Genomic DNA, 19,012 nt, shown 5'->3' with positions numbered 1-19,012 from the left:
ATAGAGTCACGAAGCAGCCATGACCTGACCCGGCAGCAAGCGCTGCCTTCGATCACTTGTCCAGCGCGCTTGAAAGCACCAGTTCGAGCTCCTGCCTGACGTCATCGAGCGGCTGGGCGCTGCGCGCGGCGCGGCACATCGCGACCGTTCCTTCCGTCGATGCAATGACGAGCGCTGCCAGCCGCCGCGCGCGCGCGGGAGCTACGCCCTCGCGCCGCAGCGCTGCGAACATGATGCGCTGCCAGTCGGCGAATACGCCGTTCGCCAGATCGAGCAGGCGCTGTTGCGCAGCCTCGTCCGGCTCGCCGTCCTTCTCCGTCGCATCGTTGACATATTGTTCGACCGACACCGCAAGCACTGGACAACCGGCCTGGTATTTCGTCCTCTCCAGCGTCTGCCGCCACAAGGCAATGAAGGCGCGCAGGCCTGCAACGGCGCCGCGCGACTGCGTCAGGTGCTCCAGCGGTCCGCTGACCTGCTTGCCCGCAAACACCAGCGCGTCCTCGATCAGCTGCTGCTTGCCGCGCGGAAAGTGATGGCCGATCGAGCCCCGCGGCGTGCCGGTATGGCGGACCACCTCGCGCATGCTGGTGGCATTGACGCCACGCCGGCTCATCAGGTCGGCGGCGCCTGCCACCATTTTTGCGCGGGTATTGGACGACATCGGAACTCCCCCTTGAGTCGCCCCATCATAGAATATGACGATTGACATAGCCAGCCCGCTCGCACTATGCCACTCGTCATAGGCGGCGGGAGGTAACGATCGATGACGTTTATCCACGTGATGACGCCGCAGGGGCGGTTGACTGCCGATCAGCGCCGCGTGCTGGCAAAAACCTTGACGGACGCCGTGCTGGTGCCGGAGGTCGGCAAGCTCACGCCGGAGGCCCGCCGCGGTTATCAGGTGCATTTTGCCGAGCGGCCGCTGGACATGATCGCGCACGGCGGCGAACTGCTTTCGGACAAGCCAAGCGACGTCATGCTGCTCGATGTGGTGGTGATGGACTGCTGCTGGACGCGCGAGGACCGCGCGACCGTCATCCGCAACATTCATTCCGCGCTTGCGGAGGCCTGCGGGATGAAGGCGCCGTCGCCGGGCTGGTGGATCAATTTCCGCATCATCGAGGAAGGCAGCTGGGGCTCGCGCGGCGGCGTGCTGTCGTTCCTCGACCTGCTTGAGCACGGCGCATCGCACTTTTCGCCGGAACGCACTGCTGCGATCCGCACCGCGCTTGCCGTCAAATACGAGCGATAACCGCGCGGCAGCATTTTGAGACATCCAGGAGAGGAAACGAACATCATGAGTGCCGAAGGAACAATCCGCACCGAGACGCATGATCGCATTTTCAAGATCATCATCGACAACCCCGCGAAGAAGAACGCGTTCTCGCCGGCCATGATGGAGCAGTTGTCGGACGCCCTGACCGAACTGCACAACAACGACAGCCTTTGGGTCGGCGTCATCTGCGCCGAGGGCAAGGATTTCACCGCCGGCCTCGACATGCCGAAATTCTTCGGCCCCAATGCCGAGAAGCGAGACTTCAAAGAAGGCAATGTCGACGTATTCGGCCTGCAAAAGCGCTGCAAAAAGCCGATCGTCACCGCCGTGCAGGGCATCGTCTTCACCATCGGCATCGAACTGATGCTGGCGGGCGACATCGTCGTCGCCGCTGATGACGCGCGCTTCTGCCAGATGGAATCCAAACGCGGCATTGCGCCGTTCGGCGGCGCGCATTTCCGCTTCCTGTCGCGCACCGGCTGGGGCAACGCGATGTATCATCTGTTCCTGTGCGATGAATTCACGGCGGCCCGCGCCCGCGAGATCGGGCTGGTTCAGGAAGTGGTGCCGGCGGGCCAGCAGGTCGAGCGCGCGATGGCGCTCGCCGCGATCATTGCTAACAATGCGCCGCTTGGCATTCAGGTCACCAAGGAGGCTGCCGCGAAATATGTCGAGCATGGCGAGAAGGCCGCCATCGCCTACATTCCGACCGTGCGCGAACGCGTATTGAACAGCGCCGACGCCCGCGAGGGCATTCAATCCTTCATCGAGCGCCGCGCCGCGGTATTTCAGGGGCGGTGAGACGAACGTGAAATCAATCTCCGGAAAACAGGAAGAACTGGCGAACCTGCTCGTGCGGGCGCGGCGCAACGTCAGCCAATTCTCCTTGCCCGATGATCTCGTGCCGGACACGGCCCTGGAAGCCTATGCCGTCAACCAGACCGTGGCGGAACGTCTCGGCTGGGAGCCGCTGGGCTGGAAGATCGCCGGCACGACGGATGCGGTGCGCGGCAAGTTGCAACTGGACGGACCGATCTACGGCAGGACGTTCCGCCGCTTTGCCTGCGCTTCGCCTGCGCATTTCAGGGCCGCCGAGTTGCTCGACCCGCTGATCGAATGCGAATTCTTCGTCACGCTCGCGCGCGGCCTGCCGCCGAGAGACGCGCCCTGGACGTTTCCCGAAACCATCGAGGCGATCGCCGAGGTTCATGCGGGCATCGAAGTGGCGGAATGCCGCTATCCGAGAAAGGCCCTGCCGCCGCTGCCCGGCATTCTCGCTGATGGCAGCGCATCGGGCCACTACGTTTTTGGCGATCGCATCGAGACCTGGCGCGAGGGACTTGCGTCCGTACCCGTGCGGCTTGAGGTCGACGGCGCGCTGCGCCGCGAGGGCATCGGCGCCGACGTCATGGGCGATCCGCTGCGGCCGCTATGGTGGCTGGCCGAGCAGCGCCGCCAATGGGGCGACGGACTTCGCGCCGGCGAGACGATCTCCACCGGCTCGATGACCGGCATGCTGCCGATCCGCGCCGGCCAGCATGTTCGCGCCCGCTTCGGCGACGTCGCAACCATCGAGATCACGATCGATCTCTGACGGTCCCGGCGGGACGCTGAACTGAACCGATGCAGCGCAAAACTGTTTCCCGCCCGCCGCTCGCCCGATATCGACAATTTTGGCGGATCGATCCGGTAGGCCGGCGAACGCCCGGGTGATATGGCATGCCCGGGATTCGTAGCGAGAATGGCGCGGACAGGAAACCAGTTGCGATGTAAAACGTAGCTCATGGGCATCGCCAACGGAGCAACCCCATGCGCGCCATCGTCCTGCTTCTCGTGTTTCTGTTCGGCCTCGCCGCGCCCGCCACCGCCGACGACGTTTCCGCCGCGCAGAGCGTGATCCGCGCACAGGAGCAGGCGCTCAGCCGCGATGACGCCGCAGCAGCCTATTCGCACGCCGCGCCCGAGATCAAACAGCTCTTCCCGCAGGCCGACATCTTCCTGCAAATGGTCCAGCAAGCCTATCCGCCGGTCTATCGCCACAAGAGTTTCGAATTCGGCGAGGCGCGCGCGGCCCAGGGGCGGATCGCCCAGCGCGTCCACATCGTCGACGACAATGGCGAAGCGTGGGAGGCGATGTACACGCTGGAGCAGCAGCCGGATGGCAGTTTGAAGATCACAGGATGTTCGCTGCTGAAGGCCGGGCAGTCGGCCTGATCTCCATCGCGGCTAGAAGAATTCGCCCAGGAACTCCGCGGCCTGGTCCGAGACGCCGACGATCTTGTTCGTTGCCTGACGATAGAATTTGAAGCTGAGTTCGGTCTGGGGTCGACCGTCATCCCACTCGCTGAATCGTTTGAGTTCGCTCCGCCCGAGCGGCCGCTTCGCGAGTGCAGTGCGTCTGATGGCGATGCTCACACGTGGAGTTTGCCTGACGATGCCGCGCCTCTTTGCAATCGCCTGGGCTGAGGTGACAATGCCGCGTGCGATGAGGCCTTGTCCGCCCTCGTTCTCGCTTGCGAACACAAAGACCGTGTCGCCTTCGGCGATATGTTTGCCGCCATACATCGTCTTTTGCGCGATGAACGAGAACGACTTGGCGCGCGGATCGTGGATTTCGGCTTTGATCGCGAACGGCATGATTTCCCTGCCAGGTTCCGGGATCGGCCCTCACGCCATCGCCAGCCGCTGCCGCGCGCGCATCAACAGCAGCAGCATGATGCCGATGTTGAGCGCGTTCCACGCCAGCCCGTTGGCGAAGGCCGCGCCGTAGGAGCCGTAGGCGTCGAAGATCGCGCCCGAGACCCAGCCGCCGAACGACATGCCGAACACGGAGGCGAAGATCACGATGCCCACGCGGGTGGCAGCTTCCGACGCCGGCATCGCCTCGCGCACGATGATGGCGTAGCTCGGCACGATGCCGCCCTGGAACAGGCCGAACATCGCGGAGATGATGTAGAGCGAGGTCAGGCCGTCGAAGAACAAGTAGAACAGCAGCGCGGTGCCCTGCGCGACCGAGCCAATCAGCAGCGTGCGGATGCCGCCGATCTTGTCGGCGAGGAAGCCCGAGCCGATCCGGCTGATGATACCAAAGCCCAGCATCAGCGACAGCATTTCGGCGCCGCGCGCCACGCCATAGCCGAGATCGCCGCAATAGGCCACGATATGAACCTGCGGCATCGCCATTGCCACGCAGCAAGCAATGCTGGCGAGCCCCAGGATCGCGGTCAGCGCATTGGTGGAAAGGCGCAGGTCGACGCGCGGCGGCGGCGCATTCTCGTGGTCGCGCTGGGTCGCCGCCCCCATCAGCATCCGCAAGGCGATCAGCGCCAGGGCCATCGCCACCGCCGTGAAGATGCCGATCGCGATGTGGGTGGCGCGCCACTGATAGGTCTGGATGCCCCAGTTCACCAGCGGCGGCCAGATCGCACCGCCGATGTAATTGCCGCTGGCGGCGATGGCGACCGCGAGCCCGCGGTAGCGGTCGAACCAGTGCGAGGCCTCCGCCATCAGCGGGCCGAAAGTGGCCGAGGAGGAAAGCCCGATCGCGAAATGCACCAAGATGAATTGCCAGATCGAGGATGACATTCCCGCGACGACATAGCCTAAGCCCAAAATGCCGATGCCGAGCCCGATGGCGGTGACGATGCCGTAGCGGTCGGTGATCTTGCCGGTCAGCACCCCGCCGGAACCGAATCCGAGCATGATCATCGTGAACGCCAGCGAGGCGGTGCCGCGGCTCGCGGCGAACTCGGTCTGCACCACGGGAAGTGCGACCACCACCGACCACATGCCGACGCTGCCGAGCGAGCCGATCAGGACGGCGACGGCAAGCCGGATCCATGCCCGGCGCGAGTCGGGAACGAACAGATCGGAATCTCCGGTGAGCTCAGAAGAAATTGCCACGGCCGACGCAATTTCCTAGGCTATTTGCCTAACGTCAAGCCACATTGCCGCGATATTGGGCATGCAGATGTGAAGGGGCAGCGCCTGTCGGCACCTTGGCTGAATCGGCCGCGGGTATTAGTTTCCCCGCCATGTTCGTTCGCTTGACGAGGCCGATGCGCGCCAAGGCGGGGTGGTTTATCGCCCTGCTTTATCTGTTTTGCGTGCTTGCGCCCGGCGTGGCGCTGGCGCTTGGCGATGCCGCATCGTGTCTCATGCATCAGCCCGGAACCGCTACCGCTGCACATGTCCATGAAGACGCGCAGCCGGAGCATGCCGCCTCGCACCAGCATCATGAGATGCAGGCGGATCAGCATGCTGTGCATCAGGCCGATGCCGGTCACGCTATGCCCGAGCCGGCCAAGCATCAGCACGACGGCAAGGGCGCTATGGAACCGTGCTGCGCCATGCTCTGCGTTTCGGCGATCGCGGCCGATCTGCCCGCCATCGCAAAGCCCTCGCCGCCGATCTCGCTCTGCGTCTCCGAGAACTTTCAGCGTCTGCCGGGCAAGGCGCCCCCGCTGCTCTATCGTCCCCCCATCGCCTGATCTCTGACGTAACGACGTGGGCAGCCGCGCCACGAGCGCGCGCATGCCCATGGTCGTCGGAGAATTCAATCATGTCTGCGCAGTTTGCGGCGTCTCGCGCCATGCACAGCGCATTTCGAAAACACGAGAAGGAACATCGAATGAAAACCATTGTGACAATCCTGCTGGCGCTAACAGCGCTTTCAGCCCTGCCGCCTCCAGCACACAGCCATGAGCAGCACGCCCACCAAAGCTATGCGGCGGGCGAGCCCGGCGACCCCAAAAAGCCTTCTCGCACCATCGAGGTCGGGATGAGCGAGATGGCCTACGCGCCCGCCCGCATCGAGGTGAGCCGCGGCGAACAGATCCGCTTTGTGATCCGCAACACCGGCACCGACGATCACGAATTCCTGCTCGCCACCACGGCAGAAAATCTGAAACACGCCAAGGCGATGATGGAGAACCCGCATATGGAGCATGACGAACCGAACGGCGTTCGGCTTGCACCGAAGAAATCGGCCGAGATCCTCTGGAGGTTCACTCACGCCGGCACGTTCGAATATTCGTGCCTGATCCCCGGCCATCGCGAGGCCGGCATGGTCGGCCAAGTCCTGGTGAAATAAGGTCTTGGTGAAATAAGTCCTGGTGAAATGAGCCATAGGTAAAGCGAAGGCGGCAAGCCGGCAAAAGTTTCCTGTTTTCGTCGGCCCCGATCCACTACAACCGGGCCCAATCCGAAAGCTGGGAAAGCGAGACCGCCGTGCAAAGGATCGAACACCAAGGCTTCCTGCTGCTGCTTGTCGCCGTCACGCTGGCCTTTGCCTGGGTGCTGTATCCGTTCTATGGCGCTGTTCTCTGGGCCGTCGTCGTGGCGGTCCTTTTCGCACCCGTCTATCGAAGGCTGCTGCAATCGATGCAGGGCAGGCCAAGCCTCGCGGCCGCCGTCACCGTCCTGATCATCATCGCCATCGTCCTGCTGCCGCTGGCGATGATCGCGGCTTCGCTGGCGCAGGAAGCGTCAAGCCTGTTCGCGAAAATCCAGTCCGGAGAGTACAATTTCGGCAGCTACCTGCAGCGGATATTCGACGCCCTGCCGGCCTGGGCAACCGGATTGCTCGAGCGGCTCAACCTCACCGATTTTTCAGCCCTGCGCGAAAAGCTCGCTTCCGGCCTCATGACGGGCGGGCAGGTTCTCGCCCCGCAGGCGCTCAGCATCGGCATGAACACGTTCGATTTCGTGATCCGCCTCGGCATCATGCTTTATTTGTTGTTCTTCCTGTTGCGTGACGGCAGGGCGCTGGCCGAACGGATCAGGGAAGCCATTCCGCTGCGCGGCGAGCAGAAGGCGGCGCTGTTCGCCCGGTTCGCCGACGTCGTCCGCGCCACCGTGAAGGGCGGCATCCTCGTCGCGATGACGCAAGGCATGCTCGGCGGCATCGCGTTCTGGTTCTTGGGAATCCACGCAGCCCTGCTATGGGCCGTGCTGATGGCGTTCCTGTCGCTGATCCCGGCGGTCGGCGCCGCGCTGGTCTGGCTTCCGGTCGCGATCTACTTCCTGGCCACCGGCGCCATCTGGCAGGGCATCGGGCTGATCGTCTATGGCGTGCTCGTCATCGGATTGGTGGACAATCTGCTGCGTCCCTTCCTGGTCGGCAAGGGCTCCAAGCTGCCGGACTACATCGTGCTGATCTCGACGCTCGGCGGCATCGAAGCGTTCGGCCTCAACGGCTTTGTCATCGGCCCGTTGATTGCCGCGATGTTCATGGTGAGCTGGGAGATATTCGCCGTATCACGGCGGGACGACCCGGCTGGAGACGCAAATCCGTAGGACGGGTAGAGCGAAGCGAAACCCATCAACCGCCGTCAACAAAGATGATGGGTTTCGCGGAGTTTATCATCGGGCCGGCCGAAGGCCGGACCCGTTGGCTATACCCATCCTGCTCACCTACCCCAGCTCAAAGCTGGTGACGCCGAACACCCGCTCCAGCCGCAGCTGCGGAATCGCGCCGGTATACATGCGGGCCGTCTCGAACACCGGCGCGAGTCCAAAATCCTGCGCGAGAGCGACGGCCTCGCGGTTGATGCCGGGCACATCCAGAAAAATCTCGCCGCCGCCCACCCTGGCGAGCAAGGCGGACAGCACCGCTTCGGCGGTGGCGCGGTCGTCGGCCACCAGCGGACCGATCTTGAAACCCTTCCGGCAGGGACGGATCACGCCCCAGCCGGCGGGCCTGCCATCCCGCACGACCGCGCAACCGATATGGCCGGGCGCGCCGATCCAGGCCCGCAGGAACGCGGGCCGCCGCGCCGGAAACACGGTGGCGTCGTCCGCTTCCACTGCCGCTATCGGGACATCGGACAACGCTATGATTTCAGCCCGCGGCGCGGCGGGCGCGACAACTGTGCCGCCGTAACGGACATTGGCGTAAGCAAGCTGAAAGCCGGACTTTCGGTAGTTATCCTGCTGCGCCGTCACGCCATCGAGCCCGATCACGCGCGGGCCGGCGTGCGCGATGGCTGCATTCCATATGCGCAGGCCGTAGCCATGGCCGCGCAGATCCGCCCGCACCATGTAAAAGCCGAGAAAGGAAAAGCTCGCGCCGTAATTGACGCAGGAGACCGTCGCGGCAGGCAGCCCATCGATCTCTGCGATGAAGAAGCCGTCCGGATCGACGGAAGCAAAGCACGCGTCGTCGGCAAGCCCCGGATTCCAGCCTTCAGCCGCGGCCCAATCCACGGCCAACCGAATTTCGTCCGCCCGCATGCTGCGGATGCTGAAGTCACTCATCGTGGGCGATCCTGCAGATGTTCGACCGTCATTCGACAGCAATGACGGAAATTACAATCACGACGATTGCTGGACTGCGCACTCGATCGCGCTGCGCAGTTCCTCAACTCACGATACGAACTGCGCTGTGAGCAGTCCAGAAATGGCACACTTCTTCGCGCAGAATATCATTGCACCTCGCGATTTGTTTAGCGAAAATTAATCATATGCTGGGTGCGGGGCTGCATTGTTGGAGGCGACACACATGTACCGATCATCACTCACGCTGGCCTTTGTTGTGCTGTACTCGGCAGCCGGCGCGGCCAGCGATCTGTCATCCGTTTACGTGGCGCCGGGCGGAATCTACGCGCCTTCCGCAGATGTCTATGTGCGTCCGGGACCGGCCTATCGGCAACCGCCCTACGCGGAACCCGGTTACGGATATCGGCAACCCTCCTATTACGGAACGCCGGCCCCTGCTTACCGTGCACCGGCAGTGGTCTATGGCGAGTACGGATCGCCCTACCCCGCGCAGCCGGCCTATGTCGAACGCGCGCCCGCCTATCCCGAACGTTACTACGCTCGGGAGCGCTATTACGCGCAGGAATACGACTACGCGCCGGAATATGCGCCGAGGCCGCCTCTGCCGGTGCCCTATCGCGCGCGGGCGCGATGCGACGACGGCTATGGCAGGTCGGTCTACTGCGATTAAAGCCGCCGGCATGGCGCGGTTCTCGTTGCCGCTGATTGCGGTATTGAGGCGACCGCGCATTTGACGAAGCGCTGCGCGCTGTGCTCGATCAGCGCGCAGTACGGACAGGGCGCGGCGATTGCTGCCGTTGCGAGGATCCCGACGCGTCCAATCCCTGTCTCACGGCGTCATCACGATCTTGCCCAGCGCCGATCCCTGTTCGAGCAGGGAATGGGCGTTGCGGACGTCGGAAAGCTTCAACCGCGCCGAGATGGCCGGGCGGATCGCGCCGCGCTCGAGCGCGCCGATCACTTCGCGCATCAGCGCGCGGCGGCCTTCGCGGTCGTGGTCATAAATGTGGAACGAGAAGCAGCGCACCGCCGGGCAGGTGTCGAGATGATCGCGCATCGCCGCCACGAGGTTCTCCTGCGGCAGGCCGGCGAAGGCATTGTAGGACACCAGCGTGCCCCACTTGCCGAGCGCGCGGATATAGCCGACGAAATCGGGCCCGCCGACATGGTCGAGAACGAGACCGACGCCGCGCCCCTCCGTCAGCTCGCGGGTGCGGGCGATGACGTCCTCGTTGCGATAATGGATGACGTGGTCGGCGCCATTGCGGCGCGCGAACTCCGCTTTCTCTTCAGAGCTGACCGTGCCGATGATGGTCATCCCGGCCAGCTTTCCGAGTTGCACCAGTGCCGTGCCGACACCGCCGGCCGCGCCGATCACCAGCGCGCTGTCCGGCCGCTGCGTCGACGCGCATTGATGCAGCAACGCCCAGGCGACCTGGTAGTTGGCGAGGCACACCGCTTCCTGCAGATCGACGCTGTCGGCGAGCAGATGCACCGCGTCGGCCGGCGCCGCGACGAACTCGGAGTAACAGCCGCCACGCTGAGCGAGGTCGCGGGCGCTCAGCAACACCTTCCGGCCGGTTGCGATCCCGCTCACCTCGGATCCGACCGCGTGCACGATGCCGGCGACATCATTGCCGGGGTTCACGGGCAGCGGCGGCATCCATTTGTAGACGCCGCGGCGGATCAGGACATCCGGCTGGCCGACGCCGAACGCCTCGGCGCGGATCACGACGTCGTGCGGGCCCGGATCCGGACGCGGCACGTCGACATATTCAAGGGCTTCGGGGCCGCCGACCTGGCGAACGAGAACGGTTTTCATTAGCGCGGTCACGCGATTCCTCCATATTTTCGAAAATATTATTGTTTGCGAAATTTATTGCAATAGCGGAGTTGGTTCGCCCTGTTCGCGCGACAAGGCCTGTGAACACCGCGCGATCATGCCGGCGGCGTCGCGCGCAACAGCGATCTCGCTGCGAAATCGATCGCGCGGCACATCCGCACCAACACCGAACGCGAACACGGCCCATCCGCGCGTCAACGATTGACGGCAGCAACGCCTCCCTCCGGCCGGCCTTTCCGAATCCTGACCGTTTCCCCTGAACAGGCGGCTTGCATTTTCATCAATTTTCGAAAATAGTAGTTTTATCGAAAAAGATCCAACGTTCCGGAGGGAGCCCGCCAATGAAGCTGTTGTCGTTCGCCATGGATGGTCGGGAAAGCTGGGGGGCGGTGGTCGGCGACCGCGTCGCCGACCTCGGCCGCGCCTTGCCGCAATATCCGTCGCTGGCGGACTTCGTCGGGAGTGCCGATTTCGCCCGCCGGGATGCGCTCGCAGCTAGCGAAAAGCCGGGCCCGAAGCTGGCCGACATAACTTTTCTCCCCGTCATTCCACGGCCGGAAAAGATCGTCTGCGCGGTGCGCAACTATCTCGACCACCACAACGAGGCGGTGGCGTTCGGCATGAAGCGCGAGATCACCGAATTTCCGCCGATCTTCCTGCGCGTGTGGCGGTCCCAGGTCGCCCACAACGCGCCGGTGGTGCGGCCGAAAGTTTCCGATAATCTTGATTGGGAAGGCGAACTCGCGGTCGTGATCGGAAAAGGCGGCCGGCATATTCCGGAAGCGGCAGCGTTCGACCACGTCGCCGGCTATTCGATCTACAACGACGTCAGCGTTCGCGACTGGCAGCGCCACGCCCAGCAGATCGCTTCCGGCAAGAATTTCGTCGGCACTGGTCCGTTCGGTCCGTGGCTGGTGACGCCGGACGAGATCGGCGATCCGACGAAACTCAGGCTCGAGACCCGCGTCAACGGCAAGGTCGAGCAGAAGTCCGACACCTCGATGCTGATTTTCTCGATCCCGCGGCTGATCAATTACTGCTCGACCATTTTCGACCTGGTGCCGGGCGACGTGATCGCGACGGGAACGCCGGCCGGTGTTGGCTTCACGCGCAAGCCGCCGGAGTTTCTCAAGCCCGGCGACGTCGTCGAGGTCGAGATCGAGAATATCGGCGTGCTGCGCAATCCCGTCGTCGACGAGTGAGGCGCCGATGTCCGCTTACGACATTCGCAAGACCGCGCTGACCGTCGAGACGGTCTGGCACGAGCGCGGGCCGCGGCTGGCTACTCCCCTGCTCGTCGGCACGTCCATCGCCGTGATCCGCAACCCCTTTGCGGGACGCTACGAGGCAGACTTGATGCCGTTCCAGGCTTCGTTGCGCGAGCTTGGGCGCGAACTCGCGGCCGCGCTCATTGCGCGGCTGGGTGGCGCCGAGAGGATCGAAGCCTACGGCAAGGGCATCGTGGTCGGCGAGGATGGCGAGCTCGAGCATGGCGCGGTGTGGCACGAAGCCGGCGGCTGGGCGGCGCGCGAGGCGCTCGGCAATCCCAAGGCCATCGTGCCGGCGTCAAAAACCATCGGCGGACCCGGCACGCGGCTGATGGTTCCGCTCGGCCACGTCCACGCGGCCTATGTGCGCAGCCATTTTGGCACCGCCGAGATGACGGTGTGGGACGCGCCGCGGCGCGACGAGATCGCGTTCGGGCTTGTGATGGCGACCGGCGGGCGTCCGCATGCGCGCATCGGCGGATTGGCCGCCTCAGATATCTCCGTGCACGACGGCCAGCGCTGATAGCATTGCTGCTCCAGCCGACAAGCAGTCGTTTCAATTCGATAGGGGGACGCGATGATCAGGGTGAAGCGGGTCAGGCACACGGCGCTGGCAACCTCCGATCTGGAGCACCTGCTGGAATATTATCAATCCGTGATCGGGCTCGGCGTCATCAACCGCGACGGCGAGCGTGTCTATCTCGGCAGCGACTCCGACCAGCTCACCACGGTCATCGAGCAGGGCACCGACAATCATCTCGGCGCGATCGCATTCGAAATTGCTCCCGATTCCGACCTCGCCGAATTGCAGCGCTCGCTGGCCGATCGCGGTATCGCATCGGAAATCAGAAGCGACAGCCTGCCCGGTGTTCCAGAGACGCTGACCTTCAACGATCCGGACGGACATCGCATCGACCTGTTTGCACAGTGGCAGTTCTGCAAATCGATCGATCCGCTCCGTGGCCTGGTCGTCAACAAGCTCGGCCACGTCGCGCTGCGCGCGCCCGACCCGCAAGCGATCGCGCGGTTCTATCAGGACGTCCTCGGCTTTCGGGTCTCCGACCGCATCGAGGAGAATTTCGTCTTCATGCGCTGCGGCTTCGAGCACCATTCGATGAATTTCGCCCGCGGCACCGACGGCCGGCTGCATCATCTGGCGTTCGAGCTGCGCGATGCCTCGCACATGCACCAGGCCTGCGACCTGCTCGGCCGCCGAAAGATTCCGATCCTGTGGGGACCGGTGCGGCATGGTCCGGGCCACAACGTCGCGGTCTATCACCGCAGTCCGGACGGCTGCCTGATCGAATTGTTCTACGACATGGACATGATGGCTGACGAAGAGCTCGGCTATTTCGAACCAAGACCCTGGCACCGTGACCGTCCGCAGCGGCCCAAGACATGGGTCGGCCTGCCGCGCGACGTCTGGGGCGTCGGGCCCGACAAGGCAGCGCTGGAATTTTCGCCGGAAATGCGCGGCGCGGTGAAGCCGCCCTGAGCGCGGCGCTCATAAAAAACACGCGCAAAAAACAAAACAGAGGGAGAGAAACACGATGCCTGGGATTTCCGGTCAATCGAGAGGTCGATGGGGGCGATCGGCGCTGTTTGCAATCGCAGCCCTGTTCGCTCTCGCGCCGTCGCCGGCGGATGCGCAAACCTATCCGAACCGCCCGATACGTTTGCTGCACGGATTTTCGCCCGGAGGCGCCGCCGACGCGCTCGCCCGCATTGTTTCCGACGGCCTTTCGAAGCGATTGGGACAACCGGTCATCGTGGAAGCCAAGCCGGGCGCCGGCGGAAACATCGCCGCCGCAGCGATCGCCAATGCGGCGTCCGACGGCTATACGTTGGGACTCGTGACCGGCGCACACGCGATCTCGGGCACGCTCTACAAGAAACTGGCTTACGAGCCGACCGACAGTTTCGAGATGGTTTCGACGCTGGTCTATTACGCCCTCGTCATTGCCGTGCGCGCAGATTCGCCTGCGAAGACGCTGCCTGACCTGATCGCGATGGCGAAGGCGAAGCCGAACGAGCTGTCTTTCGGCTCGGTCGGTTTCGGCAGCACCCATCATCTCGCCGGCGAATTGTTAACCACTACCGCCGGGATCAAGATGGTCCACGTCCCCTACCGCGGCGACGCGCCGAGCGTCACCTCGCTGCTCGGCGGCGACGTACCTGTGATCGTCGGCACCACGGTGCTGCTCGCAGGCCAGATCGAAAGCGGCGCCATCCGCGGCCTCGCGGTGACCTCGCCCACCCGCACGCCCTTGCTGCCGAACGTGCCTTCGGCCGAGGAAGCCGGACTCAAGGGATACGACGTCCGCACCTGGGCCGGACTTGTCGCCCCGAAAGGCACGCCGGCCGACATCGTGCAAAAGCTGAACGCGGAAACCGCCTCGATGCTCGCCGATCCCGCGGTCAAGAAGGCGCTGGAAACCGCAACCGGCGGCGAAGTGCGCGGCAGCACGCCGGAGCAAATGCGTGTCCTGATCCGCTCCGAGATCGCGAAATGGTCGAAGGTGATCGACGAGGCGAAGATCGCGCGGATCGAGTGAGTCTCTGATCGCGTCCCGGAAATTCCGCGACTGCCCCGGCAGCCGAAAGCGATTTGAGTGCATTTCCAAAAAATGGAACTCAACCGAAGTGGCGCTGGTTAAGCGTTGGAGCCGTTGGGCGAGAACGCTTATCCAGGGAGAAGCGACATGGCGGTCCATTTCAACCACACGATCCTGTCGGCACGCGACAGCAAGGCCTCGGCGAAATTCCTGACCGAGATATTGAACCTTCCGGCCCCGAAGCACTGGGGGCCATTCGAGATGGTCGTCACCGAGAACGGGGCCTATCTCGATTACATGGACACCGACAAAATCGCGCCGCAGCATTACGCCTTTCTGGTCAGCGAAGCTGAATTCGACGAGATTTTTGGCCGCGTTCGGCAACGCAAGCTGGCCTGGTGGGCCGATCCGGCGCGGAAGCAACCGGGCGAGATCAATCACCACGACGGCGGACGCGGCGTCTACTTCGAGGATCTCAACGGTCACCTCCTCGAAATCATCACCCGCCCGTACGGCAGCGGCGGATGGAATCCGTGAAGGCGGCGAGACACGCCTCTTCGTAGCCCGGATCTTTGCGTCATTGCGAGCGACGCTTCACATGACTGTCATGCCTTCAAGACCCGTTGAACGCACTCGCACAGCCGTCTCTGACGACATAGCTCGCGGCCAGGGGCTACGCCAAACCAACAGCATGAAGAGACGATGATGAAAGCATTCTTGAAAGTCGGCGCGCCCGCTGCGGTAGCCATCGCCGTTGCTGCACTCGGCGCGATGACCGGAAATCCGGCAAACGCAAAGGAGTTTTGCCGGCAGGATGTCACCGGCCACATGACCAGCTGCGGATTTGACACGATGGATCAATGCAAGGCGATGTCGGCGGGTATCGGCGGCGACTGCTTCCGCGATCCGTTCCTGAAGGACAACCACAACGCCTTCGCCTATCAACCAAACCCACCTCACCCAAAGAACCGCGCGCATCCACGCGGAAGCAAAGCAACCCCCAGACCATAAAGGACCGCCGCGGCAGCACACCTGCCGGCGAACCCGCCGAGCGACCGCTTCGACGCACAAGAATATCGCCTACGGGCTACTCCCAGCGGATCGCCATCTCGCTCGTCGGCTGCCACACAAGCTTTTCATACAGCGGGCGGCCCTGCCGGGTCGAATGAAGGATTGCATAGGAAATGCCGAGTTCGCGGGCCCTCTCTTCGGCCAGCGCCATCAACCGCTTGGCCAGTCCCTTGCTCCGGTGCTCAGGCTCCACGAACACGTTGAGGATGTAGGCGCGGCGATGGTCGGCCGGATGGCTCGGATGCGGCGGCCAGTCGATCACCATCATGCCGAGGCCCGCGATCACGACGCCGGCCTCCTCGAGCATCCATCCAAAATAGCTCCCGTCTGCCAGTCGCGGCGAAAGCCATTGCTCGAAAGCCGAAGTCATCGGCCGCAAGGCTTCGCGCGTGCGGCCGGACTCGGCAAACATCCGCTCGCGGTGCTCGCAAATCAGCGTGAGATCATGCGTTGCAACGGGTCTTGCCGTGATGGCCATGAGCGCAGTCCCAGGTAGCGCGTACGATCGGTGAAGCGAAAACGAAACCCGTCCTCTACATTCCAATCAACAAAAGATGATGGGTTTCGCGGAGTTTATCATCGGGCCGGCCGAAGGCCGGACCCGTTGGCGCTACCCATCCTACAAACTGCTTCAGCGACTGCCGTTACGCAGTCTTAGGCCGCCTCGGATACATGAACCACCGCCCCCAACGATGCCAAGGTAGCCCGAATGTTATCTCTCCGCGACCTGAGGCTCCGCGCCAACACCGGGTACGTTGGTTCAGACAGGTCGCGAACACCCGCGCGCGTCTCTTCGTGCTCGATGTCGACGGTGAGCAACTCGACCGATCGCGATAGGCTTTCGATCAGTGTCGCGATTTGAAACCTGTTCGCCGCTGCGGTTCCCCGGAGCGTTTCAATTAGAGATGAGTTTGCCATTGGTACCTCTGCGCCGGTCAGTTTTGGGACGCGCTCACGCCCATTCCTGCGTAGAGCAAAGCGGGTGCCAAGTAGGCGACGAGAACCCCCGTAGTTCTCCGGCCCGGACATCGTAAAACCATTGCGCAGGGGATGCCGGAGTGCTCCGGCTGTACCTGTATGCTCGTGTGCGCCTCTACCCCAACTCTTGCAAACGGGACCGCGGGTGCAGCAAGCACTCGGCATTCCCTGCGCCCTCTTCTCTTTGGGCGAAACGGTTGGCAAGCCCGGGCGAAAACGCGCTGCGGGAATGCGGAGGCATGCTCTCTCCCCGTCATTGCGAGCGCAGCGAAGCAATCCATACTTTCTTTGCGGCACGATGGATTGCTTCGCTTCGCTCGCAATGACGGCTCTGCCGGCGGGTGGTAGCGGGTGGCCGTTGGTGCCCGGAATGACGGTCTGAGCCCCCGTTAACCCTTTGCTAACCATACACCAGGCAAGAATTGCCGAGTGAAGTCGAGTGTCGTCGGCCGCGTAGAACGGGAGGAACCCCGTGGACGCCAGTGCGGTACCTCACTTTCGGACCGGCGGCCCTTCGGCCGCCGCGCAGACGTTTGGCGCCCGCGGGCGTCAATCGCGGGGGGATGCGGCTACCATGGTCGATGTCACGGCGGGTCAGGGCGGCGCAGGCGCCAGCGGCAAGTTTCCATCCTTAAGCGAAATCGGAGATATGCTGAGGCGCGGCGATCTGGCGCTCGCGTTCGGCGTCCTCACCATCCTGGTGGTGCTGATCCTGCCGCTGCCCGCGATCGTGCTGGATCTGTTCCTGGCGATCTCGATCACGGTGTCGATCCTGATCCTGATGACGGCGCTGTTCATCCAGGCGCCGCTGGAATTCTCGGCGTTTCCGACCGTGCTACTGATCTCGACCATGCTGCGGCTGTCGCTGAACATGGCCTCCACCCGGCTGATCCTGTCGCACGGCCATGAGGGCACGGCCGCGGCCGGCCACGTCATCGAGGCGTTCGGCAATTTCGTGATGAGCGGTAATTTCGTCATCGGAATTATCGTGTTCGCGATCCTGGTGATCGTGAACTTCGTCGTCATCACCAAGGGTTCGGGCCGCATCGCCGAAGTCGCCGCGCGCTTCCAGTTGGACTCGATGCCCGGCAAGCAGATGGCGATCGACGCTGATCTTTCCGCCGGCCTGATCGACGAAGCCACCGCCAAGGCACGCCGCAAGGCGCTGGAGGACGAAAGCGGCTTCTTCGGCGCGATGGACGGCGCCTCGAAATTCGTCCGCGGCGACGCCATCGCGGGGCTTTTGATCGTCTTCATCAACGTGATCGGCGGCATCATCATCGGCGTGGCGCAGCAGGGCATGAGCTTTGGCGACGCCGCCCGCACCTACACCATCCTGACGGTCGGCGACGGCCTGGTAACGCAGGTGCCGGCGCTGATCGTCTCGACCGCGGCGGGCCTGCTGGTCTCGAAAGCCGGCATCACCGGTTCGGCCGACAAGGCGATGATGAAGCAACTCTCGGGTTATCCGCAGGCGCTCGGCATGTCGGCCGGCGTGATGCTGGTGCTGGCGCTGTTGCCGGGCATTCCAATGCTGCCCTTCCTCGCGCTCGGCGGCGGCGCCGCCGTGCTGGCCTGGAAGGCGAAGAACCGCAACGGCGTCGCCAAGGCGGCGGAAGCGGCCGCAGCCGCGGCGCCCGAACTGGCGGCCGCAGCCGCCCAGGCCTCAGCCGAAGAGCCGATCGCGACCGCGCTCAAGATCGACGACCTCAAGATCGAACTCGGCTACGCGCTGCTGCCGCTGGTCAACGGCCCCGACGGCACCGACCGTTTGACCGAGCAGATCAAGGCGCTGCGCCGCTCGCTTGCGATCGAAATGGGCTTTGTGATGCCGGCGGTGCGCATCCTCGACAACGTCCAGCTCGAGGCCAACACCTATGTCATCAAGATCAAGGAAGTGGACGCCGGCTCCGGCAAGATCTGGCCGAACCAGTTCATGGTCATGGATCCCGCCGGCAACCAGGTCGGCGTGCCCGGCATCCACACCGTCGAGCCGACCTTTGGTCTCCCTGCGACCTGGGTCGACGCCGCGCTCAAGGAAGAAGCATCGCTGAAGGGCTACACGGTGGTCGATGCCGCCACCGTGCTGTCGACGCATCTGACCGAGCTGCTCAAGAACAACATGAGCGATCTTTTGTCCTACGGCGAGGTGCAGAAGCTGTTGAAGGACCTGCCGAAGGAACAGGGCGAGCTGGTCAAGGACATCGTGCCGAGTTCGGTCACGGTCTCGGGCATCCAGCGCGTGCTGCAGTTGCTGCTGGCCGAGCGGATCTCGATCCGCGATCTCTCCACCATTCTCGAAGGCATCGCCGACGCGCTCGCCTTCTCGCGCCACCCCGCCACCATGGTCGAGCACGTCCGCGCCCGGCTGGCGCGGCAGATCTGCGCGCAGAACACCACCTACAACGGCTACCTGCCGCTGATCGCGCTGTCGGCGCGCTGGGAGATGGCGTTTGCGGAATCGATCGTGGGCACCGGCGAGGACCGCAGCCTTGCCATGCAGCCCTCAAAGCTATCGGAGTTCATGACCTCGGTCCGCAACGCCTTCGAGCAGGCCGCCCGCGAAGGCGAGGCGCCGGTGCTGGTCACCTCGGCTGCGATCCGCCCGTTCGTCCGCTCGCTGGTCGAGCGCTTCCGCTCGCAGACCACCGTATTATCTCAGGCCGAAATTCACCCGCGCGCGCGGCTGAAGACGGTGGGAAGCGTGTAGGTCGGAAGCCTGCGCGCGGCGCAAATCAGC

21 protein-coding genes are annotated in these 19,012 nt (G+C 63.8%); 15 read left to right on the top strand and 6 right to left on the bottom strand.

Annotation, left to right across the window (positions count from 1 at the left end; genetic code table 11):
- Positions 1-52: 52 nt before the first annotated feature.
- A complete protein-coding gene (locus V1294_RS10005) occupies positions 53-664 on the bottom strand; it encodes a TetR/AcrR family transcriptional regulator (protein ID WP_334496734.1) in 612 nt (203 codons plus the stop codon).
- Positions 665-766: 102 nt separating this feature from the next.
- On the opposite strand from V1294_RS10005, the gene V1294_RS10000 reads away from it, so the two are divergent.
- The 4 genes from V1294_RS10000 to V1294_RS09985 all read left to right on the top strand — a co-directional run bounded on the left by V1294_RS10000 (position 767) and on the right by V1294_RS09985 (position 3,493).
- Positions 767-1,255 carry a tautomerase family protein gene (locus V1294_RS10000; protein WP_334496732.1) on the top strand — a complete coding sequence of 163 codons (489 nt, stop codon included), beginning with the start codon at positions 767-769 and terminating at the stop codon, positions 1,253-1,255.
- A 45-nt stretch (positions 1,256-1,300) separates the two neighbouring features.
- Complete coding sequence (locus tag V1294_RS09995) at positions 1,301-2,080, top strand: crotonase/enoyl-CoA hydratase family protein (RefSeq protein WP_334496730.1); 780 nt, start codon at positions 1,301-1,303, stop codon at positions 2,078-2,080.
- Positions 2,081-2,087: 7 nt separating this feature from the next.
- The gene (locus V1294_RS09990; protein ID WP_334496728.1) at positions 2,088-2,873 is read left to right on the top strand and encodes a 2-keto-4-pentenoate hydratase; all 786 of its coding nucleotides are present in this window, start codon (positions 2,088-2,090) and stop codon (positions 2,871-2,873) included.
- 215 nt (positions 2,874-3,088) lie between these two features.
- Positions 3,089-3,493, top strand: coding sequence for a DUF4864 domain-containing protein (locus tag V1294_RS09985; RefSeq protein WP_334496726.1), 405 nt, complete (start codon positions 3,089-3,091; stop codon positions 3,491-3,493).
- 12 nt (positions 3,494-3,505) lie between these two features.
- Here V1294_RS09985 and V1294_RS09980 read toward each other — a convergent pair whose 3' ends face one another.
- The gene (locus V1294_RS09980; protein WP_334496724.1) at positions 3,506-3,916 is read right to left on the bottom strand and encodes a hypothetical protein; all 411 of its coding nucleotides are present in this window, start codon (positions 3,914-3,916) and stop codon (positions 3,506-3,508) included.
- Positions 3,917-3,946: 30 nt separating this feature from the next.
- Positions 3,947-5,182: an MFS transporter gene (locus V1294_RS09975; protein ID WP_334477477.1), complete on the bottom strand. Its 1,236-nt coding sequence runs from the start codon at positions 5,180-5,182 to the stop codon at positions 3,947-3,949.
- A 155-nt stretch (positions 5,183-5,337) separates the two neighbouring features.
- Between V1294_RS09975 and V1294_RS09970 the strand changes: the two genes are divergently transcribed.
- The 3 genes from V1294_RS09970 to V1294_RS09960 all read left to right on the top strand — a co-directional run bounded on the left by V1294_RS09970 (position 5,338) and on the right by V1294_RS09960 (position 7,576).
- Entirely contained in the window at positions 5,338-5,769 is a 432-nt protein-coding gene (locus V1294_RS09970; protein ID WP_334496721.1) for a hypothetical protein, read from the top strand.
- Positions 5,770-5,909: 140 nt separating this feature from the next.
- Positions 5,910-6,371 carry a cupredoxin domain-containing protein gene (locus V1294_RS09965; protein ID WP_334496719.1) on the top strand — a complete coding sequence of 154 codons (462 nt, stop codon included), beginning with the start codon at positions 5,910-5,912 and terminating at the stop codon, positions 6,369-6,371.
- Between the two features lie 137 nt (positions 6,372-6,508).
- The gene (locus V1294_RS09960) at positions 6,509-7,576 is read left to right on the top strand and encodes an AI-2E family transporter (RefSeq protein WP_334496717.1); all 1,068 of its coding nucleotides are present in this window, start codon (positions 6,509-6,511) and stop codon (positions 7,574-7,576) included.
- 117 nt (positions 7,577-7,693) lie between these two features.
- On the opposite strand, the gene V1294_RS09955 is transcribed toward V1294_RS09960, so the two are convergent.
- Entirely contained in the window at positions 7,694-8,536 is an 843-nt protein-coding gene (locus V1294_RS09955; RefSeq protein ID WP_334496715.1) for a GNAT family N-acetyltransferase, read from the bottom strand.
- 244 nt (positions 8,537-8,780) lie between these two features.
- Here V1294_RS09955 and V1294_RS09950 point away from each other — a divergent pair, with 244 nt between their 5' ends.
- The gene (locus V1294_RS09950) at positions 8,781-9,227 is read left to right on the top strand and encodes a hypothetical protein (RefSeq protein ID WP_334496713.1); all 447 of its coding nucleotides are present in this window, start codon (positions 8,781-8,783) and stop codon (positions 9,225-9,227) included.
- A gap of 159 nt (positions 9,228-9,386) precedes the next feature.
- On the opposite strand, the gene V1294_RS09945 is transcribed toward V1294_RS09950, so the two are convergent.
- The gene (locus V1294_RS09945) at positions 9,387-10,391 is read right to left on the bottom strand and encodes a zinc-dependent alcohol dehydrogenase family protein (RefSeq protein ID WP_334496711.1); all 1,005 of its coding nucleotides are present in this window, start codon (positions 10,389-10,391) and stop codon (positions 9,387-9,389) included.
- A 350-nt stretch (positions 10,392-10,741) separates the two neighbouring features.
- Here V1294_RS09945 and V1294_RS09940 point away from each other — a divergent pair, with 350 nt between their 5' ends.
- The 6 genes from V1294_RS09940 (at position 10,742) to V1294_RS09915 (ending at position 15,234) form a co-directional block, all read left to right on the top strand.
- The gene (locus tag V1294_RS09940) at positions 10,742-11,602 is read left to right on the top strand and encodes a fumarylacetoacetate hydrolase family protein (RefSeq protein WP_334496709.1); all 861 of its coding nucleotides are present in this window, start codon (positions 10,742-10,744) and stop codon (positions 11,600-11,602) included.
- Between the two features lie 7 nt (positions 11,603-11,609).
- On the top strand, positions 11,610-12,191 hold the full coding sequence (locus tag V1294_RS09935) for an amino acid synthesis family protein (protein WP_334477467.1): 582 nt from the start codon (positions 11,610-11,612) through the stop codon (positions 12,189-12,191).
- Positions 12,192-12,245: 54 nt separating this feature from the next.
- On the top strand, positions 12,246-13,163 hold the full coding sequence (locus V1294_RS09930; protein WP_334496707.1) for a VOC family protein: 918 nt from the start codon (positions 12,246-12,248) through the stop codon (positions 13,161-13,163).
- Positions 13,164-13,218: 55 nt separating this feature from the next.
- Positions 13,219-14,223 (top strand): tripartite tricarboxylate transporter substrate binding protein, encoded by a 1,005-nt coding sequence (locus V1294_RS09925; RefSeq protein WP_334496705.1) that lies wholly within the window; start codon positions 13,219-13,221, stop codon positions 14,221-14,223.
- A 147-nt stretch (positions 14,224-14,370) separates the two neighbouring features.
- Positions 14,371-14,760, top strand: coding sequence for a VOC family protein (locus V1294_RS09920; protein WP_334496703.1), 390 nt, complete (start codon positions 14,371-14,373; stop codon positions 14,758-14,760).
- Positions 14,761-14,928: 168 nt separating this feature from the next.
- Positions 14,929-15,234, top strand: a complete 306-nt coding sequence (locus V1294_RS09915; protein ID WP_334496701.1) for a DUF3551 domain-containing protein — start codon at positions 14,929-14,931, stop codon at positions 15,232-15,234.
- Positions 15,235-15,310: 76 nt separating this feature from the next.
- Here the strand turns inward: V1294_RS09915 and V1294_RS09910 are convergent, their stop codons facing one another.
- Positions 15,311-15,772 carry a GNAT family N-acetyltransferase gene (locus V1294_RS09910; RefSeq protein ID WP_334496699.1) on the bottom strand — a complete coding sequence of 154 codons (462 nt, stop codon included), beginning with the start codon at positions 15,770-15,772 and terminating at the stop codon, positions 15,311-15,313.
- A gap of 972 nt (positions 15,773-16,744) precedes the next feature.
- Between V1294_RS09910 and flhA the strand changes: the two genes are divergently transcribed.
- Positions 16,745-18,982 carry a flagellar biosynthesis protein FlhA gene (gene flhA, locus V1294_RS09905; protein WP_334477460.1) on the top strand — a complete coding sequence of 746 codons (2,238 nt, stop codon included), beginning with the start codon at positions 16,745-16,747 and terminating at the stop codon, positions 18,980-18,982.
- Positions 18,983-19,012: the final 30 nt, after the last annotated feature.

The organism is Bradyrhizobium sp. AZCC 1678 (assembly GCF_036924765.1).
GTDB lineage: Bacteria > Pseudomonadota > Alphaproteobacteria > Rhizobiales > Xanthobacteraceae > Bradyrhizobium > Bradyrhizobium algeriense.
Note: the sequence above shows the minus strand (reverse complement) of the source record. Positions and strands in the feature narration are given on the sequence as shown.

Excerpts from the sequence above, each read along its gene's own strand:
- V1294_RS10005 (WP_334496734.1), bottom strand. The coding sequence starts at position 664 with ATGTCGTCCAATACCCGCGCAAAAATGGTGGCAGGCGCCGCCGACCTG.
- V1294_RS09980 (WP_334496724.1), bottom strand. The coding sequence starts at position 3,916 with ATGCCGTTCGCGATCAAAGCCGAAATCCACGATCCGCGCGCCAAGTCG.
- V1294_RS09930 (WP_334496707.1), top strand. The coding sequence starts at position 12,246 with ATGATCAGGGTGAAGCGGGTCAGGCACACGGCGCTGGCAACCTCCGAT.
- V1294_RS09915 (WP_334496701.1), top strand. The coding sequence starts at position 14,929 with ATGAAAGCATTCTTGAAAGTCGGCGCGCCCGCTGCGGTAGCCATCGCC.
- V1294_RS09925 (WP_334496705.1), top strand. The coding sequence starts at position 13,219 with ATGCCTGGGATTTCCGGTCAATCGAGAGGTCGATGGGGGCGATCGGCG.
- V1294_RS09955 (WP_334496715.1), bottom strand. The coding sequence starts at position 8,536 with ATGAGTGACTTCAGCATCCGCAGCATGCGGGCGGACGAAATTCGGTTG.
- V1294_RS09950 (WP_334496713.1), top strand. The coding sequence starts at position 8,781 with ATGTACCGATCATCACTCACGCTGGCCTTTGTTGTGCTGTACTCGGCA.
- V1294_RS09985 (WP_334496726.1), top strand. The coding sequence starts at position 3,089 with ATGCGCGCCATCGTCCTGCTTCTCGTGTTTCTGTTCGGCCTCGCCGCG.
- V1294_RS09920 (WP_334496703.1), top strand. The coding sequence starts at position 14,371 with ATGGCGGTCCATTTCAACCACACGATCCTGTCGGCACGCGACAGCAAG.
- V1294_RS09935 (WP_334477467.1), top strand. The coding sequence starts at position 11,610 with ATGTCCGCTTACGACATTCGCAAGACCGCGCTGACCGTCGAGACGGTC.
- V1294_RS10000 (WP_334496732.1), top strand. The coding sequence starts at position 767 with ATGACGTTTATCCACGTGATGACGCCGCAGGGGCGGTTGACTGCCGAT.
- V1294_RS09970 (WP_334496721.1), top strand. The coding sequence starts at position 5,338 with ATGCGCGCCAAGGCGGGGTGGTTTATCGCCCTGCTTTATCTGTTTTGC.
- V1294_RS09965 (WP_334496719.1), top strand. The coding sequence starts at position 5,910 with ATGAAAACCATTGTGACAATCCTGCTGGCGCTAACAGCGCTTTCAGCC.
- V1294_RS09995 (WP_334496730.1), top strand. The coding sequence starts at position 1,301 with ATGAGTGCCGAAGGAACAATCCGCACCGAGACGCATGATCGCATTTTC.
- V1294_RS09910 (WP_334496699.1), bottom strand. The coding sequence starts at position 15,772 with ATGGCCATCACGGCAAGACCCGTTGCAACGCATGATCTCACGCTGATT.
- V1294_RS09940 (WP_334496709.1), top strand. The coding sequence starts at position 10,742 with ATGAAGCTGTTGTCGTTCGCCATGGATGGTCGGGAAAGCTGGGGGGCG.